13 protein-coding genes are annotated in these 19,744 nt (G+C 71.8%); 6 read left to right on the top strand and 7 right to left on the bottom strand.

Going from position 1 to position 19,744, the window contains the following annotated elements; genetic code table 11:
- Positions 1-229: 229 nt before the first annotated feature.
- The gene (locus ACH4TG_RS07695; RefSeq protein WP_398241264.1) at positions 230-3,085 is read right to left on the bottom strand and encodes a glycoside hydrolase family 2 TIM barrel-domain containing protein; all 2,856 of its coding nucleotides are present in this window, start codon (positions 3,083-3,085) and stop codon (positions 230-232) included.
- A gap of 755 nt (positions 3,086-3,840) precedes the next feature.
- Between ACH4TG_RS07695 and ACH4TG_RS07690 the strand changes: the two genes are divergently transcribed.
- Together ACH4TG_RS07690 and ACH4TG_RS07685 are read left to right on the top strand one after the other, a co-directional pair.
- Positions 3,841-6,879: a glycoside hydrolase family 2 protein gene (locus ACH4TG_RS07690; RefSeq protein WP_398241263.1), complete on the top strand. Its 3,039-nt coding sequence runs from the start codon at positions 3,841-3,843 to the stop codon at positions 6,877-6,879.
- 116 nt (positions 6,880-6,995) lie between these two features.
- Complete coding sequence (locus ACH4TG_RS07685) at positions 6,996-7,553, top strand: hypothetical protein (RefSeq protein WP_398241262.1); 558 nt, start codon at positions 6,996-6,998, stop codon at positions 7,551-7,553.
- A gap of 132 nt (positions 7,554-7,685) precedes the next feature.
- Here ACH4TG_RS07685 and ACH4TG_RS07680 read toward each other — a convergent pair whose 3' ends face one another.
- Both ACH4TG_RS07680 and ACH4TG_RS07675 read right to left on the bottom strand, forming a co-directional pair.
- Positions 7,686-7,973: a DUF4333 domain-containing protein gene (locus tag ACH4TG_RS07680; RefSeq protein ID WP_398241261.1), complete on the bottom strand. Its 288-nt coding sequence runs from the start codon at positions 7,971-7,973 to the stop codon at positions 7,686-7,688.
- Positions 7,974-8,131: 158 nt separating this feature from the next.
- Positions 8,132-8,584 (bottom strand): SRPBCC domain-containing protein, encoded by a 453-nt coding sequence (locus tag ACH4TG_RS07675; RefSeq protein WP_398241260.1) that lies wholly within the window; start codon positions 8,582-8,584, stop codon positions 8,132-8,134.
- Between the two features lie 378 nt (positions 8,585-8,962).
- On the opposite strand from ACH4TG_RS07675, the gene ACH4TG_RS07670 reads away from it, so the two are divergent.
- Positions 8,963-11,038 carry an alkaline phosphatase family protein gene (locus ACH4TG_RS07670; RefSeq protein WP_398241259.1) on the top strand — a complete coding sequence of 692 codons (2,076 nt, stop codon included), beginning with the start codon at positions 8,963-8,965 and terminating at the stop codon, positions 11,036-11,038.
- Positions 11,039-11,186: 148 nt separating this feature from the next.
- Positions 11,187-13,235, top strand: coding sequence for a SpoIIE family protein phosphatase (locus ACH4TG_RS07665; protein ID WP_398241258.1), 2,049 nt, complete (start codon positions 11,187-11,189; stop codon positions 13,233-13,235).
- A gap of 90 nt (positions 13,236-13,325) precedes the next feature.
- Here ACH4TG_RS07665 and ACH4TG_RS07660 read toward each other — a convergent pair whose 3' ends face one another.
- Together ACH4TG_RS07660 and ACH4TG_RS07655 are read right to left on the bottom strand one after the other, a co-directional pair.
- Positions 13,326-15,008, bottom strand: coding sequence for an amidase (locus ACH4TG_RS07660; protein WP_398241257.1), 1,683 nt, complete (start codon positions 15,006-15,008; stop codon positions 13,326-13,328).
- Complete coding sequence (locus ACH4TG_RS07655) at positions 15,005-15,139, bottom strand: hypothetical protein (RefSeq protein WP_398241256.1); 135 nt, start codon at positions 15,137-15,139, stop codon at positions 15,005-15,007. The genes ACH4TG_RS07660 and ACH4TG_RS07655 overlap by 4 nt, the downstream gene beginning before the upstream one ends.
- 386 nt (positions 15,140-15,525) lie before the next feature.
- On the opposite strand from ACH4TG_RS07655, the gene ACH4TG_RS07650 reads away from it, so the two are divergent.
- Positions 15,526-15,969, top strand: coding sequence for a hypothetical protein (locus ACH4TG_RS07650; RefSeq protein ID WP_398241255.1), 444 nt, complete (start codon positions 15,526-15,528; stop codon positions 15,967-15,969).
- 6 nt (positions 15,970-15,975) lie between these two features.
- On the opposite strand, the gene ACH4TG_RS07645 is transcribed toward ACH4TG_RS07650, so the two are convergent.
- Positions 15,976-16,377 (bottom strand): winged helix-turn-helix transcriptional regulator, encoded by a 402-nt coding sequence (locus ACH4TG_RS07645; RefSeq protein WP_398241254.1) that lies wholly within the window; start codon positions 16,375-16,377, stop codon positions 15,976-15,978.
- 77 nt (positions 16,378-16,454) lie between these two features.
- Between ACH4TG_RS07645 and ACH4TG_RS07640 the strand changes: the two genes are divergently transcribed.
- Positions 16,455-16,823 carry a DoxX family protein gene (locus ACH4TG_RS07640; protein ID WP_398241253.1) on the top strand — a complete coding sequence of 123 codons (369 nt, stop codon included), beginning with the start codon at positions 16,455-16,457 and terminating at the stop codon, positions 16,821-16,823.
- 20 nt (positions 16,824-16,843) lie between these two features.
- Here ACH4TG_RS07640 and ACH4TG_RS07635 read toward each other — a convergent pair whose 3' ends face one another.
- Positions 16,844-19,729, bottom strand: coding sequence for a family 78 glycoside hydrolase catalytic domain (locus ACH4TG_RS07635; RefSeq protein WP_398241252.1), 2,886 nt, complete (start codon positions 19,727-19,729; stop codon positions 16,844-16,846).
- Positions 19,730-19,744 lie beyond the last annotated feature (15 nt).

Genomic DNA, 19,744 nt, shown 5'->3' with positions numbered 1-19,744 from the left:
TCTGGGCACCCGAGGGACGAGCGCGACCCAGGCCGTGCCGTCAGGGTGTGCTGCACGGACGGGTCGAGGCCGGCCTGGGTGATCACCGAGGCCAGGGTGCTGGTGGCGTTCCTGGTCTGCGTGTTCGGGTGACAGGTGCCATGGCTTCCTCTCGATGGTGGTTCCTCGGGCCCCGCGCCTGCCCTGCCGTGGCGCGGGCCACGGCAGGGCAACTCGACGGTCCTGCGGGTCAGATCCTCGGTGCCGGATCGGGCGCCGTGGTGAAGCCGGCGGTCCCTGTGGCCAGTCCGGGGGCGGAGGCGGTGACGGTGATCCGGCCGGGCCGCCGGTCGGCGCGCACGAGCGCGGTCGCGATGCCCGCGGTCGCGGTGACGGGGTTGGCGCCGATGCCGGCGTCGCCGATCAGCCGGCCCGCCCCGTTCACGTGGAAGGTCACCGGAACGTCGTTGCCGCGCACGATGGTGCCGTTGGCGTCGGTGACCAGGGCGCGTACGACGGCGAAGTCGGTGCCGTCCGCCACCAGGCGGCCGTCCGGCAGGTCGACCGTGACCTCGATCCGGGCGGCTGACCGCGGTGTCCGCACCGTCCCGGAAGCGGCGGGCCGGCCGTCGAGGTATCCCGTGGCCGCCAGCTCGCCGGGCTCGAAGTCCACGGTGAAGGTGAACGGCGGGTGCGGCACGTGGGCGTTGATTCCACCGCTGTCGGGTGCCTGGCGGGCGATGACCTCGCCGTTGCGGCGCAGTTCGACCTCGTCGCAGTTGGAGAGGACGACGACCGTGTTGGGGCTGCCGGAGACGACTGCTTTGGTGAGGGCGACGTAGGTGTCCGAGGATGCCGCGTTCTTGGTGCCGGTGACCGTGACGGTGAGGGTGTGCGGTCCGTCGGTGAGGTCGGTGGCCTTCCAGACGGCGACCTGCTCCTGCCTGCCGGCGGCGTAGAAGTCCACGTTCTGCGGTGCTCCGGAGTCCAGCGTGACGGCGCCGATGCCGTGGACGCGGTCCAGGTCGCCGTAGAGCGTGACGCCGGTGCCGGTGAAAGTGAGGACCGCGGTGTCGCCGGTGGTGTTGCTGTAGGAGTTGTCGCCGGACGTCCCCTGCCAGTCGCCGTCGTACTGCCACTGGTTCCGCCCGGTGCCCACGGCCGTGTTGGGGATGGTGAGGTCCGTGAAGCCCTGGTCCCAGTAGTTCGCCACGTACAGCATCGGGCCGGAGTCGACGCCGGCCTGGTGGACATGCGGGTCCCGCTGGGACTGGTAGAAGTAGTACACGAACTTCGGGACGCGGAAGAGGTCCATCAAGCCGGAGTAGCAGGTCTTCGCCCGCGAACCGCGGGTGTAGTCGGTCGCCGACCAGGTGGCCAGGCCCGCCAGGACCCCCGATCCGAAGTAGCCGGGCTCCTGGAACTCACTGAACTCGGACTGCTTGTTGCGCACCGTGGCCAGCATCGCCTGCGGGCCGTCGGCCCGGGTGGTGCGGGAGGAGTTGTCGCCGTCCCCGCCGAACTCGTAGTCGCCGTACTCCCGGTAGAGGAGGGCGGCGCCGGGGGATTCGGTGATCGGGTCGCCGGGCGAGGGGCGGACCCAGTAGGCGTTCTGGACGGTGAAGATCTTCGCGTCGAAGGTGCCGTTGCCGCCGTAGGTGCACATCTGGTCCCCGTGGTACTCCTCCTGCGCGATCCGCTGCTGGTCGGCTTCGAAGGGGGATTTGCCGCTGTACGTTTCGTTGAGGGTGGCTTCCCACAGGATGACGCTGGGGTGGTTGCGGTCGCGGCGGATCATGGTGCGCAGGTCGTCGTGCGAACGCTCGGCGAACAGCGGGTCGTTGTTCCAGTACTGCCAGCCCGGCACGCAGTTCAGGACCATCAGGCCGACCTCGTCGCAGGCGTCGAGGAACGCCGGGTGGGGCGGGTAGTGCGCCGAGCGGACGAAGTTCGCGCCGCTCTCGCGGATCAGCAGGGCGTCGCGGCGCTGCTGCGAAGCCGGTGCCGCGAACCCGACGTAGGGGTACTCCTGGTGCCCGCGGTTGGTCCCGTTCAGGAGCAGCTTGGTGCCGTTGAGGCTGAAGCCGGAGTCGTATGTCCACGACAGCGTCCTGATGCCGAACCGGTTGCTGACCCGGTCCACCGGCGCGCCCGCCACCCGGACCTCCACGCGCGCCGTGTACAGGTACGGGGTGTCGGGCGACCACAGGTGGGGCGTGTGCACGGTGAGCGTCTGCGGGAAGGCCACCGTCGCCCCGGCGGCCACGGTCGACTGCTCGGACTCGGCGGTGGCCACGGTCCTGCCGTCCGCGTCGGTGATCACGGTGGAGACGACCACCCTCGCCGCGGCGGCGTTGCTGTTGACCACGTCGGTGGCCACGTTGACCGTCGCCGCACGCGGCCCGGCGTCGGGCGTGGTCACGAACACCCCGCCGCCCGCGACGCGGCCCTCGATGATCGGCTCGGTGATGTGCACGGGGTGGGCCGCGGTCAGCCACACGTCGCGGTACAGACCGCCGTGATAGGAGAAGTCCAGGCCCGACTGGGGCTTGCCCGGCGGCACTGTCGGCTGGTCGGTGTTGTCCAGGCGCACGGCGAGCACCGACTCGCGCCCGGGCTGGAGATAGCCGGTCACGTCCCAGCCGAACGGGGTGAAGCCGCCGTAGTGCACGCCGAGCCTCGTGCCGTCGAGGTACACCTCGGCGACCTGCATCGCGCCCTCGAAGCGCAGCAGCAGGCGCTGTCCGCGAGCGCTGTTCGGCACCGTCACGCGGCGCCGCAGCCACGCGATGGTCTGCAGGTTGTCCGGTCCCACGTCCACCGGCTGCAACCTCAGCGGGTGCGGCACGTCGACGGGCTCCCAGGCCGTGTCGTCGAAGGACGGCTGCTGGGCGTTGGCCGGGTCGCCCAGCACCGCGCGCCATCCCTGGTTCAGCGACCAGGTGACACGGGGCGAGTCCGTCGTCGCGTAGGTGCCCGCGGCCGACCCGGGCGCGTCGTCGGTCCGGGGAGGGGCAAGGGCTTCCGCGCTCCCTGCCGGCAGCAGACCTGCCACGGCCGTCCCGCCCGCCGCGGCGATGAAAGCCCGCCGTTGTACGCCTGTCATGGCACTTCCCTTTCCACTCCGAAGTCTCAAGGCAGCGCTACCCTGCGGTCGTTCCTCCAGGCGGGGACGGCATGCGCGCGCGCCGGCACGGGGATGCCGGGAGCGGTTTCGAGCGGGTGGTGCTGGTCCGGACGGTCGCTCAGCCGGCTCGCCGGAGCGACACGGGTGCAGTTGGTCCATCGTCGCGGTGCGGGGCCGTTCGCGTGCGCAGTCATGACGTGCGGTGCGCAATAGTGCATGAAGGGACATTGATCGCGCAGATTGGCGCATTGGACTGTGAGATAGTGCGCGCTTCTGTGGGTGATGTCAACACTTCGAGCAATGGCCGTGTGTGATTGTGGTGAATTCAGGAAACGCCTCCCGCCGGATCCCGCCCGTCATGGCCTGCACCCGCTGAGGACCGGTTCGGCCCCGGCCCCCGTCGTGGGCGCATCGCCGCCACCCGACCGGTGACAGGCCGTCAACGTGCCCGTGGGCGCGCCTTCTTCCGGCGGTTTCCCATGGTGCGCACGTTACTGACGCGAAGCCTTGACGCGATCGAGGCGCCTATCTACGCTCAGGGCGCCTGCGAGAATGTGATTGATGTCGTTCGATCTGGCGGTGTTTCGTCCATCAAACGCTCACGTTGCTCCATCCGCCGCCCATCACGCACGTGGCAAGCGTCCAGCCGCGGTCCCAGAACCCGCGTCGCCCACCGCCTGGCTCCCGTGACCGAGGAGTCCTCCGATGGCACCACGAGAGAAGAGGAACCAGCCATGAGCGGATCCGAGCAGTTACCGCGGCCGGCCTCCCGGGCCCCCGAGCCGGGGATGTCCCGGCGGGGCCTGCTGGCGGGCGCGGCCGGCGCGGTCGGCGGGACCGTGCTCGCCTTCACGTTCCCGGAGACCGCGCAGGCGCGTTCGGCCACCGGAGCGGCCGCGCCCGCGCCGGCGGACACCGGTGGCACGGTGAGCTTCACCTCGCCGACGGACCACGTGCTCACCGGCCTGACCGACATCGAGGTGACCGCCCCCGCCGGGACCACTGCCGTGCGGTTCAGCATGGACGACGTCGCCTTCAGTGAACTGACCGACCTGTACAGCCAGGACATCGGGCTGCCGCCGATCTGGCGGACCGCCACCGACGGGGGCTGGTTCGACCCGGGGGAGCACACGCTGACCGTCGAGGCGGACACCCCGGCAGGGCGGGCCACCCAGTCGGTCCGGGTGACGACCGTCCGCCACCCGGTGCAGCCGGCCGGCCGGACCGTCCTCGACGGCGGCTGGCTGTTCGCCACCACCGCGGATCTGCCGTCCGGCGCGCTGACCGGGGACGTGCCCCCGGCGTCCCAGCCCGGCTTCGACGAGACCCCGATGACCAAGGTCCTGGTGCCGGGTGCCTTCGGTGCGGTGCGCGACCGGTGGAACGACGACAAGGGGACGCTCGGCGTCTACCGCAGGATCGTCACGCTCACCGCCCCCGAACCCGGCAAGCGGGTCCTGCTCACCCTCGAATCCTGCTTCTTCGCCTGCCAGGTCTACGTCAACGGGGCTCTGGCCGGCACGGCGCAGGGCGGCTACCTGCCGGAGACGTTCGACGCGACCGAGCACCTCGTCGACGGCGACAACCTGATCGCCGTCGTCACCGACAACCGGACCAGCTCGCTGTTCCAGCTCAACTGGAGCCTGTACTGGAACTGGGGCGGCCTCTTCGCCGGCGTCCACCTGGACACCGTGCCCGCGGCGGGACTCACCGGCGTCACCGCCACCGGAGCGGCGGACGGGACCCTCACGCTGCACGCGTCCGGTGTCAACACCACCGGCGCGGCACAGGAGATCAGAGCCGCGGTCGCGCTCTTCGACCCCTCCGGCAGCCCGCTGCCGGGACAGCACGTGGCCTTCACCCTGCCCGCGGGCTCCGGGGTGGTCGACGCGCCCCCGGTGAGTTTCACGGTGCCCTCGGTCCAGCGGTGGGAGCTGGAGACGCCGCGGCTCTACCAGGTCCGGGTGAGCCCGGCGGGGCAGCCCCCGGTCACCGTACGGGCCGGGTTCCGGGACGTCGCCGTCGTCGGCGACCAGATCCGCCTCAACGGCGAGGCGCTGCCCCAACTGCGCGGATTCAACCGGCACACCGACTACCCGGGCCTGGGCAGGTGCCAGCCGGACGGGCTGGCCCACCGTGAACTGGAGCAGTTGCGCGACAAGGGCTTCCGGATCTTCCGGCCCGCCCACTACCCGACCACGCCGGCCGAACTCGCCGCGGCGGACGAGCTGGGCCTGCTGGTGATCGAGGAGGTCAACGTCACCCAGGTCTACAACGCGACCACCCTGACGAGCCCGAAGGTCGTCGGGTTCGCCAAGGACCGGCTGGCCAGGATGATCCGGCGCGACCGCGGCCACCCCGCACTCATCGCCTACTCCGTCGGCAACGAGAACGGCACCGAATCCGCGCAGGGCGCCGACTACGTCCGGCAGCTCACCGCCCACGGCAAGGGCCTGGACCCGACCCGCCTGTACACCCACATGACCGGCTGGGGGTCCACCGACAGGGCATTCGCCTATGACGACTTCGCCTGCACGAACATCTACGACGGCTGGTACACCGGCACCTTCGCCGACCTCACCGACCCCGGCGCCGGTACCTACAGCATGGTGACGATCCAGCAGGCGGCCGGCGGCAAACCGGTCATGCTCTCCGAGTACGGCGCCGATGCGGTGGCGACCGCGACCGGCTACGGCAAGGGCACGTACTACTACCAGGGGCTCATGATCGACGAGTACCACCGGCTGCTCGCCGGCCGGCCCGGCGTCGCGGGCACGATGTACTGGACGTCCAGCGAGTTCATGCTCAGCCCGGGCAGTGACAGCAACCCGGCCAGACCCATGCCGGGCTTCCACACCAAGGGACTTCAGACCTACTGGCGCGAACCCAAGCTCGGCTGGCGGGTGATGTTCTCCCCGGGGCGGATCGACGAGATCGACGCTGTCCTCACGGCCCCGGACGGCGCCGTGGACAAGCAGGTCCGGATCACCGTCCGCGAAGTGCTCGGCCGGAACGCGCGCGGCACGCTGCAGATCACGCCGCCTCCCGGAACCAGGGCCGACCGCACCTCGATCCCGTTCACCCTCACCGCGGGCGGCACCTGGTCGACCACGGTGAGGCTCACCGGCACCGCGGTGGCGAACGGCGCGACGGGCGAGGTCCACGCGGTCTTCGACGCCGACACCGAGGCGCAGCCGAGGCTGCTCAAGGTCGTGACGCTCGCCCCGCTGGAGGCGTCGTTCAACAGCATCGGTGTCACCGCCGACGGCGGGACGACGGCCTCCGACTTCACGCAGAGCGGCTCGTGCTACTCCGCGCAGGCCCTCGCCGCCGCGGGCATCGTCCCGGGCGGCCTGGTGCGCACCCCCGACGGCCAGTTCACCTGGCCGGACGTCGCCGCCGGCCGGCCCGACAACGTCGCCGCGACCGGCCAGGCCATCGCCGTCTCCGGCTCGGGAACGGCCCTGGCCGTCCTGGGCGCGGCGACCTACGGCAAGCAGAGCGGCACCGGGACGCTCTACTACACCGACGGCACCCACACTCCGTTCACCCTGGCGCTCGACGACTGGTTCACCACCTCGCCGACCGGCGGCGACCACGTCGCCGCCGGGCTGCACTCCTACAACGTGGGCGCCAGGAGCGTGACCCGCGACGTCTCGCTGTGGAGCACCGCGATCCCGCTGGACTCCACGAGGACGCTCAGCGCGGTGGTGCTGCCGACGACCACACCGCCGGGTGCGGCGCTGCACGTCTTCGCTCTGACCGTGGTCTGACGCCCGGCCCGGCCGCGGCGCCCCCACCCGCGGCCGGGTCCGGCCGAGTTGACCTGGGACTTTGCTCCGCCACCGGGTGATCACTAAGGTGTCGCTCTCATCAGGGAGGGGACCCCATGACCACCAGACGTCTCGCCCAGGCGCTGACGACCGCCACGCTTCTCGTGCTCGCGGTGGCGGGCTGCCAGTCCGGGGGCGGCAGCGCGACCGCCAAGGCTCCGCCGCCGTCGGCCACGACGGCGGCCGCCGCCGACACGGTCCCGCGGCCGGCGCCGGTGACGAGCATGCCCGTCACCGTCGTCACGACGTCCTCGCAGCTGCTGTCCAAGAAGTGGGGTCCCCGGCTCGACACCCTCAGCGGTGACGGCGTGAAGGCGTGCCGCAGCATCCACACCCAGGCGTGCGCCCGGGCGGTCGCCGCCGCCGACAAGGCGGCCCGCGGCGTTCTCGACGACATCCAGATCACCGGGACCACAGGCAGATACATCCAGGCGAGGCGCCAGGCCGAGGACATGACCGGGGCCGCGGCGGCCTACGATCAGTTCGCCTGCGCGAGCGCGTCCCCCAAGGCGCCCGACAGCTACTGCGCGAAGTACGTGCTGAACACGCTTCCGGGTGCGGTCGTGCTCAAGTCCCAGCTCAGGGGCGACGAACACCAGGCCGGCCTCCTGTAGCGAAGCTCCCCGCAAAAAAACCGCCACCCCGCCGCCCGCCGACTGGCAGCACGTCCTGCCGGCGGGCCGTGACGGGAACGTCCATGTCCGGGACGGTGACTGGGAGTTGGCGGAACGGGGGCCGACCCGCTCCTAATCGCCGGACTCCATCGAGAGAGCGCCTTGATCGCTGGTGATCGTGACATGCACGGTCTTCGGGTTGTTGCCTCCCCAGACGCGGCAGTCGAACGCGGCGCCCTCCTTCACCACGACCGAAAGAGGGCAGACCACCCTGGCGCCGGGGGTGTTCTTCAGGCCGCCGACCTCACCCGCCACCTGCTTCTCCAGCGCTGTCTGGTCCAGCACGCGCGGCGGTTCGACCGAAATGGCGCCAAGGGTCAGCACTTTGACCGTAACCGCCACCGCGCAGGCGGCGATCACGGCGGAGGACGTGCTAGGACAGAGCGCGGAAAGCTTCGATGATCACTCATCCGGGAAGTCCTACCGAACCCCTGACCGGCTGGCTAGGCCGGCCTCACAACGAGGCGCGCGGGGGAGGCGCGTTGCCGCCCCCGCTGCACGCCGAGGGGCCGGCGGGGTCAGCTCGCGGTCCGCGGGGTGAGGAAGGTGGTCAGGCTGTCGAGGAGCATGGTGCTGCCCTGCTCGGACATGTCCCGTTCCTCCGCGGTGTCGCAGGTCTGGCGGAGGACGATGGTGGTCCGCGGGCCGTTCTCCTCGGTGAGCTCCAGGGTCATGGCGGTCGGCTCGGGCCTGCCCGGGGCGTCCATGCCGACGACCAGACAGCGGTTCTCGTCGACCGTGAGGTAGGACCCGGTCAGCGGGAACTGGCTGCCGTCCGGGGTGACCATCGTCGCCTTCCACGGCCCGCCCGGCCGTACGTCCATCTCGACGGAGCCGTCGACGGCGCCCGCCCACTGGGCGTACTGCCCAGGGGTCGTCCACGCCTGCCAGACGGCTGTCGCCGGGGCGTTGAGTGTGCGCGTCAGCGTGTAGGAGAAGCCGTTAGCCGCAGCTGCCTGCTCGGTACCCATCTCTGATCTCCTTGTCTGTCTCGCCCGTCATCGGGCGGTCATGGGGGTAGACGCACCTACCCGCACAGACTCATCGGTCTGCCGAGAATTCCCAGGCCGCTCTCTCCCCTTCCGCGAGCGGTCAGTCCTCGTCCACCGCGGGTGCGCCAGGCGCCGGTCCGTTCAGCGTCGCCCGCGCAGCTTGAGGCTGGACCGTCCTTGGCCAAGGAGCGGGCTGCCACTGCGCGGAGAGTCCGTCCCTCGTGGCGACCCGGCCGGCGGCACCTGCCCCTTCCCGTGCTGTCGGCAGACGCTCGGCCGGTGTTTCCGCGATGTTGGTGTCGCCCAAGTTGTATGTACAACTCCAGCGGAGTTCACGTACCAACGAGAGGGCCTTCCATGAGCACTGATCCGATCGCTTCGCGGGGCGAGTCCGGGCCCGGCGGTGACAGTGACACGACGACCGGGACCACCCGCCGTCGCTTCCTGCAGGGCACGGGGGTGGCGGCCGGTGCGGTGGCGCTCGGCGGGATCGCCGGGGCGGGCCGCGGATACGCCGCCACGCCCGCGCAGTACGTCCTGCCGCAGGGCTTCCGGGGCGACATGTCCGACCTGAAGCACGTCGTGATCCTCATGCAGGAGAACCGCTCCGTCGACCACTACTTCGGCACGTTCCCCGGCATACGCGGCTTCGACGACAAGCAGGCCCTGCGGTTCCAGGACGGCACCACCGTCTTCCAGCAGAAGGACCGCAGCGGGAACATCGTCACGCCCCAGGTCGACGACGGGCCCTGGGGCGACGACCACGGGGCCTGGGGCGACGCCAATCACCGCAAGTGGGACCTGTGGGTGCAGCACAACGGCACCCGCTGCATGAATTACCACAGCGACGCCTACATGGGCTTCTACCACTCCGTCGCCGCCCAGTACACGATCGCCGACCAGAACTTCTGCTCCGAGTTCGGGCCGACCGACCCCAACCGGAAGTACCTGTGGAGCGGTACCGCCAACAGCGAGACGGGCAACACCGACGAGTCCAACTACTCCCGTCCCTGGACCACGGTGGCCGAGCAGCTCCAGCAGGTGGGCATCGACTGGCGGCTCTACTCCGACAACAGCGGCAACGGGCGCCAGGGTTACCTCAGCGCGTGGGTCGGCGACTACGGCGACAACGAGCTGAAGTACTTCAAGGGCTTCGACCCGGAGGGGCTGAGCGCCGACGACCCGAAGCTGCAGCCCGGCACCGGGCTCATCTGGCGCGGCAACGCGACGTACTACGCCGGGAAGACCGCGCCGAACGACGACTCCGACGCCAACCTCGACGCCGTCCTGAAGGACTTCCACGACGCCTGCCAGCCGGGCGCCGAGCACCCGCTGCCGGCGGTCTCCTGGATCGTCGCGCCGTACGGCTGGTCCGAACACCCGGGCGCCGACACCCTGCACGGCGAGCGCTACGTGAAGAAGGTGCTCGACAGCCTGCAGAGCAACCCCGACATCTGGAACCACACCCTGTTCATCCTCAACTACGACGAGAACGACGGGAAGTTCGACCACGTGCTGCCGCCGTGGCCCGAGCCGGGCACCGCGCGCGAGTACGCGGGCTCCTACCCGCTCGGCCTGGGCCCGCGGGTGCCGATGCTGCTGGTCTCGCCGTGGAGCCGCGGTGGGTACGTCGCCTCGGAGGTCTTCGACCACACCTCGACCATCACGTTCCTGGAGACCTGGGCGCAGCGGCTCGGCAAGCCGTTCCGCTGCCCCAACATCAGCGACTGGCGCCGCTCGATCGCGGGCGACCTGACCAGCGCGCTGGACTTCGCCCACCCGCAGCCGGGGCCGGCGGCGTTCCCCGACCCGCTGGCCGAGCAGCCGGTGTCGATCACCGCCGACCACATGAAGCCGCGGCCGCTGGGCTTCCATCCGCACGCGACGCTCTCCGAGGACCGCGCGTCGGGCAAGGTCACCGCCACGATGTCGCTCACCGGCGGCCCGAAGGGCAAGGCCGTGTGCTTCCAGGTCTTCCCCGACAAGTACCAGGCCTTCTCCAGCACGCCGTTCACCGTCACCGCGGGCACGCCGGGCTCGTACACCTGGGACACCGCCGCCACCGGCGGCAGTTACGCCTTCTCGATCTACTGCAACGACGGCTTCGTGCGCTCCTTCGCGGGCCGGCTCGCGGCGGCCGGCGAAGAGCCGGACGGCGCCCTCCCGCACGTGGAGGCCACCCTGCTCAAGGGCGAGGGCGCCCAGGAGGAGGCCCAGGTCAAGCTCAAGTTGCGCAACGACGGCACCGAGCCGGTGCGTTACACGCTCACCGCCAACGACTACCGGGGCGGCACCCGGAGCGTCACGGTGCGCGGCGGCGGCACGAGCGTCGTGATGTGGCCGACCCAGCAGGGCTACTACGACGTCGTGCTCACCGTCGACACCGACAGCACCTGGACGCACCGCTACGCAGGCCGGATCGCCACCGCGTGACCTGACGGGCTGCCGCCGAGGAGGGTCCCGGCGGCAGCCCGCCGTCGCGAAGATGCGGATCGCGGCCCGGGACCCGATGATGTCGGTACGGCACACGACCGCGTTCCCAGGCAGGGGGTGTCGGATGGGCGCAGGTCAAGGCGCCGGCTTGGCGCGTCTGGTGCTGGACGTGCTGCGGTGCCGTGATCCGCAGGGCGTCCTGGAGGTCGTCACCGGCGCGGCCGCGGCGGCGCTCCCCGCCAAGGTCGCCGGGCTCTACGCCGTGCAGGGAGCGCGCCTGACGTCGTTCCCCGCCGGACCCGGCCTGCTGGACACCCTCGTCGACGTGACCGCCGCCGAAGCCGTGCGCACCGGGGAGCGGCGCTGGGTGCACGGCCCGGCGGGCAGCACGCTGGTGCTGCCGCTGTCCGAGGAGGGCCGCCGGCTGGGCGCCCTGGCCCTCGACGCACCGGACGGCGAGGTCGCACCCGACGGCGAGGTCGCACCGGACGGCGGGGACCGGTCGGAATCGGAGGCCGCCCAGGAGCTGGTGGTGCGGGCCTGCGCGCTCGCACTGCTCTTCGCCGCGGAGACCGGCCCGCTGGCCACGGCCGTGGACGCCGCGCAGTCAGGCGTCTTCGCGTGGGACTTCTCCGTCGACCACGTCTACTGGGACGACCGCGCCTGCGCGATCTACGGCGTGGACCCGGCGGAGTTCGACGGCCGCGGGGAGCGGTTCTTCGACGTCCTGCACCCCGACGACGTGCCGGTTCTCCAGGCCGCCATCGCCGACGTCGCGGAGAGCGCGGCGGGCGGCGCGTCGTCCCCCGTCTACCGGCTCGACTACCGCGTCGTCCACGCCGACGGCTGCGTGCACCAGGTGACCGAACGCGGCCGGGTGTCCCTGGACGCCAGCGGCGAGCCGGTCCAGGTGGTGGGGCTGGTGAACGTCGGAGAGCGGCCGGAGCCGGCGCCGGAGCGCGACGACGCGGCGGACGCCTCACGCGACTCGTTCCTGTTCACGTTGACCCGGGCCATGGCCAAGGCGGTCACCGTCCGCGACGTGGCCCGGATCATGACCCACCTCGTCCGGCCGGCGGTCGGCGCGGACAACGTGGTCCTCAGCATCCTGGAGAACGGCCGGATGCGCGTGGTGGGGGAGACCAGGATCGTGTCCGGCCTGGAGCACCTGCGCGCCCCGGCGCGAGCGGCCATGCTGCGGGCCGCCCACCACGGGACGCCGCTGTTCATCGAGGACATCAGCCGTCGCACGCGGCCGGAGGTGCCCGGCCTGGCCACCGCACAGGACGTGCCCGCGCGGTCGTGGGTGGTGCTGCCGCTGGGCACGGCGGAGCACAGCACCGGCGCGTGCCTGCTCTCCTTCGCCCAACCGCGCCGCTACGACGCGGGGGAGCGGACCTTCTACACCGGGGTCGCCGCGGTGGTCACCCAGAGCCTCGAGCGGGCGCAGCTGTTCGACACCGAGCACGAGCGCGCCAGCGACCTGCAGCAGGCCATGCTGCCGCGGCACCTGCCGAAGCTGCCGATGCTGGAGACGTACTCGGGCTACCTGCCGGGGACGCGGGGGATGCAGGTCGGCGGGGACTGGTACGACGTGGTGCCGCTCAGCGACCGCACAGTGGCGCTGATCATCGGCGACGTCCAGGGCCACGACGCGCACGCCTCCGCCGTCATGGGCCAGCTGCGGGTCGCCCTGCGGACGCTGGCCGAGGACGGGGTGGAGCCAGGGACGGTCCTGTCCCGGGTCAACCGGGTCCTGTGCGACCTGGAGACGGACCGGTTCGCCACCTGCGCGTACCTGCTGCTCGACCCCACCGACGGCACCCTCGAAGGCGCCCGCGCCGGGCACCCGCACCCCCTGCGGGTGCACCCGGAGGGCGTCACCGAGATCCACCTCGCGGGCGGCCCGCCGCTCGGGGTCGATCCGGAGGCCGCCTACCCCAGCACGATCGCGCGGCTCGACTCCGAGGACGTCCTCCTGCTCTTCACCGACGGACTCGTCGAGCGCCGCGGCGTCGACATCGACCGGTCGCTGCGGGACATGGAGGACAGCATCCAGCGGTGGATGCGTGGCACCTCCCCGGACGGCGGCGACGTGGTCGACCTCGGCGGGCTGGTGGAACTCCTCGCCACGCACGAGGGTGAGGCGACGCGCAGCGACGACGTGGCGCTGCTGGCGGTACGCCGCGCGGCCTGACGGGCACGCGGGCGTGCGGGGTGCCGCCGGCGCGGATGCCGGCGCGCCGTCCGCCCGGGCAGGCGGCGGCGCATCGGCACCCGCGGCTGGTCAGGCGGTCCGGGCCGCGACCTCTGCGGCGGTGAGCCGGGAGAGCGAGGCGCGCTGCTCGGGGGTGGCCCGGCCGGCGGCGGTGGCGCGGGACTGCGGGCTCACCGCGGCCGAGTGGGCGGCTGCGGCCGGCGGGTCGGCCGGCCGCCGGTCGTGCCAGTCGGTGACGGCCTGGTACGCGGCGGCCACCTCCAGCAGCAGGTCCTCCTCGTACGGCCGGCCGCCGATGATGGTGCCGACGGGCACCATCGGGTTGGCGCCCACCGCGTGGAAGCCGATGGGCAGCGCGAGTTCGGGCAGTCCGATCTGGTCGAACTGGGTGGGCCCGGTCTGCAGGACCACGTCGCACTGGCCGAACACGCCGTCGAGCACCTCCCGCACCAGCCGGGTCTTCGCCCGCTGCCCGGTCACCCACTCGTCCCCGGACAGGAACAGCCCCTGCAGCCAGGAGAGCGAGGAGACGCCGAGCAGCTTGGGGTCCTGCTGCAGGAACGGCAGCATCTCCTCCGTGCGTTCGCTCAGCCGGACGTTGTTGAAGACGCCCGTCAGCAGATCCCAGTCGTCGGGGTAGGTGACGTCGACGACCGTGGCGCCGGGGATGTTCGCCATGGCGTCGAGGAAGGACCTGCGCAGCGTCCGCACATCCGCCGGGACCGAGGCGGCGAGGTAGTCAGGCGGCACCCCGATCCGCACCTTCCGCCGCATGACCACCTTGCCGCCCCGGTACACCGGCAGCGCCGAGGTGATGTAGTCGGCCGGCTCCGGCAGACCCAGCGTGCGCACGTCGTTCGGGTCCGGGCCGGCCATCACGGCGAGCATGACGGCCGCGTCGAGGGCGTTCCGCGCCAGCGGCCCGCTGTGGTCCCGGGTGTACGAGAGCGGGATGACGCCGTAGATCGACGTGCGTCCCATGGTCGGCTTGAGGCCCGTCAGGTTCTGGGCGTTGGAGGGCAGGACGATGCTGCCGCCGGTCTGCGTCCCGATCGACGAGGTCGCCATGCGGCCGGCGACCGCGCAACCGGGCCCGGTCGAGGAGCCGCCCGGGTCCACGCTCAGATCGGTCGGCGTCCACGCGTTCACCGTGGTGACCGTGCCGTTGGGGGTCGTGGCCCGGGTCGTGGCCAGCGGACCCATCTGGCCCTTCCCGAGCACGATCCCGCCGGCCGCCTTCAGCCTGGCCACGGACGTGGCGTCGTACGGCGGCACGAACTTCTCGAAGATGAACGAGTTCGCCGTGGTCGGCAGCCCGGCCGTGTAGTAGTTGTCCTTGATGCACAGCGGGATCCCGCCGAGCGGGCCGCTGCGCCTGCGGTCCTGGGCCCGCGCCGCGGCCGTCGCCCCGTCCGCGTCGATGGCGTTGAAGGCGAGGTAGGCGGGCTCGTACGTCCCGATCCGGTCCAGCAGCGCGTGGGTGAGATCGACCGAGGTGAGCCTGCCGCGCCGGATCAGCGTCACGGCCTCGGCGATCGTCGCCTCTGTCGGGTCGTCGACTGCCGCCTGGCGGACGGCGACCGTGGGGACCTTCACCGGCTGGGCCTTGGACCCCGGGGCGTACCCGGTGGTGGCCTGGGCCTGCGGTTCCGTCCCGAGCAGGGCCGGCAGGCCCAGGCTGGTGCCGACGCCGGCGGCCACCGTGGCGGTACCGGCGAGGAACGCCCTGCGGTTCACGTCGCGGGCGCTCATGCCCCGGCCGCCTTCCCGGTCCACGCCTCGGTGATCGAGGGGTACTCCAGCGGCGGGTACAGCATCTGGCTCAGCATCGGCTCGGTGCCGGGCGCCGCCTGCGGGACGGCCGGGCGCCAGGTGTTGATCACGGCCGGATTCGTACGGATGAAGCCCCGCATCGAGGACAGCACCGCGTCCTGGTGGGCGCACCCGTCACCGGGTCGGGAGCGGTGGGGAACAGCGCGAGATCGATCCCCGAAATGACGAGTCGGGCTCTGATGTAGGCGTTGAGCTGGTCGTCAGTGAGATCTGCCGGGCCAACTGACACGTGGTCTCCTTAACGGTCACGGCTGGGGGGAGAAGCCGCGCGCCCAGGATCACCAGATGCCGTTTCCGGTGGATTACCGCCTCGTTCCATCGTCGCTGCGCTTCGCAGGGTGACATCAGGCCACCGTCAACGCGCCCGAAACACCTGCGGGTTGGCAGTCCCCCCGGCACGTGGTGCGCTGCCGGCGCCGCCCGGCACACTGTGCGGGTGACCTTCCGTGTGGTGCCCGGCACCGGGCTCGTCCTCCCGGCGAACGCAGGTGTCCTGCGATTCGGCATGACCGAGCGCGCGGCGCAGTGGACGGCGTCGACCCTCGCGGACGTCCGCGCCGCCGGGTGGATGTGCGGGGCGCACTGGACCTTCTTCTTCGCCCACCACGACGTCATGGTCACCGCCCATGCCTGCACGGCGTGCGCCGAGCGGACCCTGGGACACCTGGACGTCGAGCGGACCGAGCGGGTCCCGAACCGGGCCGCCGACGTGCCGGTCGCGTTCGGCGACGTCGACCTCTTCGGCTACCCGATCCACGAACTGGCCGAGGTCCTCGCCCCGCCGGACCGCGGCCTCCTGCTGCCCGCGGACGTCAACCCCCGCAGCACGCACTACCTGCCGGCCGTACGCCTGGCCGCATGCGCGGGCGGCCGCCGCTGACCGCGTTCACCCGGCCGCCAGGGCTGCCTGGTCCGCCTCGACGGTGCCGGCCGTCCCGGCCGCCTCCCGGAAGGTGACGACCGCCTCGCCGTTCTCCCGCGCCCATGCGGTGAGCATCCTGATCGGCTCCTCCAGGGTGCGCCCGAGAGCGGTCAGGCTGTACTCCACGCGCGGCGGCGCCTCGGCGTACGCGTGCCGCTCGACCAGGCCGTTGGCCTGGAGCCGGCGCAGTGTCTGGGTCAGTACCTTGCGCGAGATGCCACCGCTCAGCTCGACCAGCTCGCCGTGGCGCAACGGGCCGTCGGTGAGCGCGAAGAGCGTGACCATGGACCACTTGCTGGCGATGATCTCCATGGCCAGGAGAGCGGGGCAGTCGGCGAGGAAGACGATTCCCGGGCGCAGGCTCATGCCCCGAAGGTTACCTGAAGGTTCCTATCGGCTGCCTATCGTCGTCGAGGTGCGCACGCCCCCTACTCGCATCTCGCATGATTGAGGTATCCGCCGTGTTCGTCTCCCTCGCCGTCGTCACCGTGGTCATGTCGGCGGTTCTCCTGGTGTCGGCCGCAGCCAAGTCCCTGCGGACGCGGCACATCACCGAGCAGATGTCCACCCTCGGGGTGCCGCAGAGCATGATGGCCTTCCTGATCGGCGCGCAGACCGCGGGCGCGGCCGGTGCGATCGCCGGGCTCTGGTGGGGCCCCGCCGGCATCGCCGCCGCGATCGGCCTGACGCTCTACTTCGCCGGGGCGGTCGCCTCCCACCTGCGCGTCGGCGACCGCAGGGGCGCGCCTCCGGCGGCGGTCCTCACCCTGGCCTCCGTCGCCCTGATCGTGCTGCGCGCCGCCACCCTCTGATCCGCTGCGGCCGGACCTCCTCAGCCCGCGAGGGTCTCGAAGGTGTAGTGGCCGGGCCCTACCGTGAACGCGGTGGCGCCGTCCTCGGGCACGCCCGCGCGGGCGTCCCCGGTGGCGGTGACGTGCGCGAGCGGGAGGGTCGGCACGTGGATCACCGCGGTGGTGCCGTGCGGCACCACGACGTCCATGGAGAGCTCCTTCCCCGCGATGCGCCACGCGCTGCTGATCGTGCCGTGCGGTGAACGCAGGCTCGCCTCGGCGTGGGTCAGCCCGCCGCCCGGCTCCGGCCGCACGGAGAAGCGCGCGTAGCCGGGATGCGCCGGGTCGGGGACGATGCCCGCGATCGTGGTGTACATCCAGGTGCCGACGGCGCCGTCCACGGCGTGGTTGAAGGAGTTGCCGTTCACGTTGGGGTTGAAGCCGCCGCCGGGGAGGATGCCGTCCCAGCGCTCCCAGACCGTGGTCGCGCCGTGCCCGATCTCGTAGCCCCATGACGGGTAGGTGGTCTGCTCCAGCAGGCGGTAGGCGACGTCGGTGTGCCCGGTGGCGGACAGGGCGGGCAGCAGCCACTGGGTGCCGACGAAGCCGGTGGCGAGGTGGTCGCCGGCGGCCCGGACCAGCCCCGCCAGCCGGTCGCCCGCCTGCGCGCGCAGGCTCTCGGGCAGCAGGCCGATGTGCAGGGCGAGCACGTAGCCCGTCTCGCTGTTCCCGGCGACGGAGCCGTCGGCCGCCACGTACGCGGCGTTCCATGCCGACGCGATCCGCGCGAAGAGGTCGCGGTAGCCGGCCGCGTCGTCGTCGCGTCCGATGGCCGCGGCCATCCGCGCCATGAGCGAGGCGTCATAGGCGAAGTACGCGGTCGCGATCAGGTCGGAGGCGGTGGGCTGGTTCACGTTCATCCAGTCCCCGGCCGGGGCGAACGACGCGGGCAGGATCAGCCCCGAGCTCATCGACTCCATCGCGGACAGGTACCTGCGCATGGCGTCGTAGCTGCTCCTGACGATGGCGGTGTCGCCGTAGCTCTGCCAGGCGGTGTACGGGATCACCACGCCGGCGTCGCCCCAGCCCCCGCCGTAGCCGGCGTTCGCCACCGCCGGCCAGGTCGGCGCGACGTTGTCGAAGACGCCCTGCGCGGTCTGGCTGTCGATCAGGTCGCGCTCCCACTTGGCGTAGAAGCCGTCGAGGTCGCGGTTGAACGCCGCGGTCGGGGCGAAGAAGTCGGCGTCACCGGTCCAGCCGAGGCGCTCGGACCGGGCGTTGGTGTCGGTGGGGACGGAGAACAGGTTGTCCCGCTCGCTCCAGGTGATGTTCGACTGGAGCCGGTCGATCATGGCGTTCGACGTGGAGAAGCTGCCGATGACGGGCGCGTCGGTGCCCTCCACGATCCCGGTCAGATCCGCCGGGGTGGGCTTTCCGGGATAGCCGGTCACCGACACGTAGCGGAAGCCGTGGTAGGTGAAGTCCGGCTGGAACGTCTCCGTTCCGCTGCCGCGCAGCGTGAAGGTGTCCTTCTGGGCGGCGGTCAGGTACGGGGCGGGACCGGCCGCGAGGTTGTCCGTGTACAGGGTGCCGTCGGGGCGGACCGCCTGCGCGTGCTGCAGGGTGACCGTCGTCCCGGCGGGACCGCGCACCCGCAGCCGCACCACGCCGGAGATGTCCTGGCCGAGGTCGAAGACGAACGTCCCGGGCTCGGGTTCGGAGACGCCCACCGGCGCGACCGTGCCGGTCACCCGCACCGGCGGCCCGATCTGCCGCACCAGCTTGTCCGACTGGCCGGGCTGGACGGCGACGGGGGACCACCCCGCGCCGGTGAAGCCGGGCTCGTTCCAGCCGGGCTGCTCCCTGCGGGCGTCGTAGGACTCGCCCATGTAGTTGTCCGCGGAGGTCACCGGTCCGCCGGTGCTCGCGCGCCACGAGGCGTCCGTGCCGAAGGACTGCACCGACCCGTCGGCGTAGGTGACCTGCAACTGCGCCCACAGCGCGGGCGCCGTGCCGTACTGGCCGGTGCCGAACCAGCCGATGTTGCCGGCGTACCAGCCCGGCGCAAGTTGCGCGCCGATCGCGTTCGCGCCGCGGGCGAGCAGACCGGTCACGTCGTAGCCCTGGTACTGCACCTGATGTTGGTAGTTGGTCCAGCCGGGGGCGAACAGGTCGTCGCCGACCCGCTTTCCGTCGATGCTCATCTGGTAGATGCCCAGCGCGGAGGCGTACAGCCGGGCACTCCTGACCTTCTTGGGAAGCGTGAACTCGTCGCGCAGCCGGGGGGTCTGGTCGCGTGGCTTCAGCATCGCGACGGCGCCCGCGAGGTCCAGGCCGTCGGGGCCGACGGTCCCGGCGCTGAACGCGTTCGGCTCACCCGCGGTGAACGGGTCCTCGAACAGCGTCTCCCCGTCCGGTGAGGTGACCGCCAGGTGCCGGTACGTCGCCTCCTCGGTCGGGGACTCGCGGAACCCGATGGTGCCGCTCGGGTACGCGCTCTCCTGCGCGGTGTCGACCACGACGCCGTCGACCGACGTGGTGACGGTGTCGCCGGCGGCCGCGATCCGCAGATGGTGCGGGGTGTGGAGGGCGTCGGGCCGGATGACGTCCCCGATGGGCGTCTCGGTCACCGCGGACACGCCACCGCCGGCCCACACGTGCTTCTTCAGGATCGGGACGGGACCGGTGACGTTGATCTGCCACATGTACGAGTCGGCACCGCCCGACCGGGCGCGGAAGTAGACGCTCGCCGCCTCCTTCACCACGGTGAGGTCGACATCGACGGTGTAGTCCGACCACTTCGCGTCGGTCGCGTCCACGCCGATCCAGTCGCCCCGGCCGAGATCCGGACCCGCCGGCCCCGGGGCGGTGCTCGCCGCCGCGGGCAGGGCCGGTTGGAGGGACACCATCAGGAGGAGGAAGACCACTGCCGCACACCAGCG

Origin of the sequence: Streptomyces sp. NPDC020917 (assembly GCF_044333795.1) — a bacterium.
GTDB lineage: Bacteria > Actinomycetota > Actinomycetes > Streptomycetales > Streptomycetaceae > Actinacidiphila.
Note: the sequence above shows the minus strand (reverse complement) of the source record. Positions and strands in the feature narration are given on the sequence as shown.

What these genes read in the sequence shown, in the direction of transcription:
- ACH4TG_RS07695 (WP_398241264.1), bottom strand. Translation starts at nt 3,085, where the DNA reads ATGACAGGCGTACAACGGCGGGCTTTCATCGCCGCGGCGGGCGGGACG.
- ACH4TG_RS07690 (WP_398241263.1), top strand. Translation starts at nt 3,841, where the DNA reads ATGAGCGGATCCGAGCAGTTACCGCGGCCGGCCTCCCGGGCCCCCGAG.
- ACH4TG_RS07685 (WP_398241262.1), top strand. Translation starts at nt 6,996, where the DNA reads ATGACCACCAGACGTCTCGCCCAGGCGCTGACGACCGCCACGCTTCTC.
- ACH4TG_RS07675 (WP_398241260.1), bottom strand. Translation starts at nt 8,584, where the DNA reads ATGGGTACCGAGCAGGCAGCTGCGGCTAACGGCTTCTCCTACACGCTG.
- ACH4TG_RS07670 (WP_398241259.1), top strand. Translation starts at nt 8,963, where the DNA reads ATGAGCACTGATCCGATCGCTTCGCGGGGCGAGTCCGGGCCCGGCGGT.
- ACH4TG_RS07660 (WP_398241257.1), bottom strand. Translation starts at nt 15,008, where the DNA reads ATGAGCGCCCGCGACGTGAACCGCAGGGCGTTCCTCGCCGGTACCGCC.
- ACH4TG_RS07645 (WP_398241254.1), bottom strand. Translation starts at nt 16,377, where the DNA reads ATGAGCCTGCGCCCGGGAATCGTCTTCCTCGCCGACTGCCCCGCTCTC.
- ACH4TG_RS07640 (WP_398241253.1), top strand. Translation starts at nt 16,455, where the DNA reads ATGATTGAGGTATCCGCCGTGTTCGTCTCCCTCGCCGTCGTCACCGTG.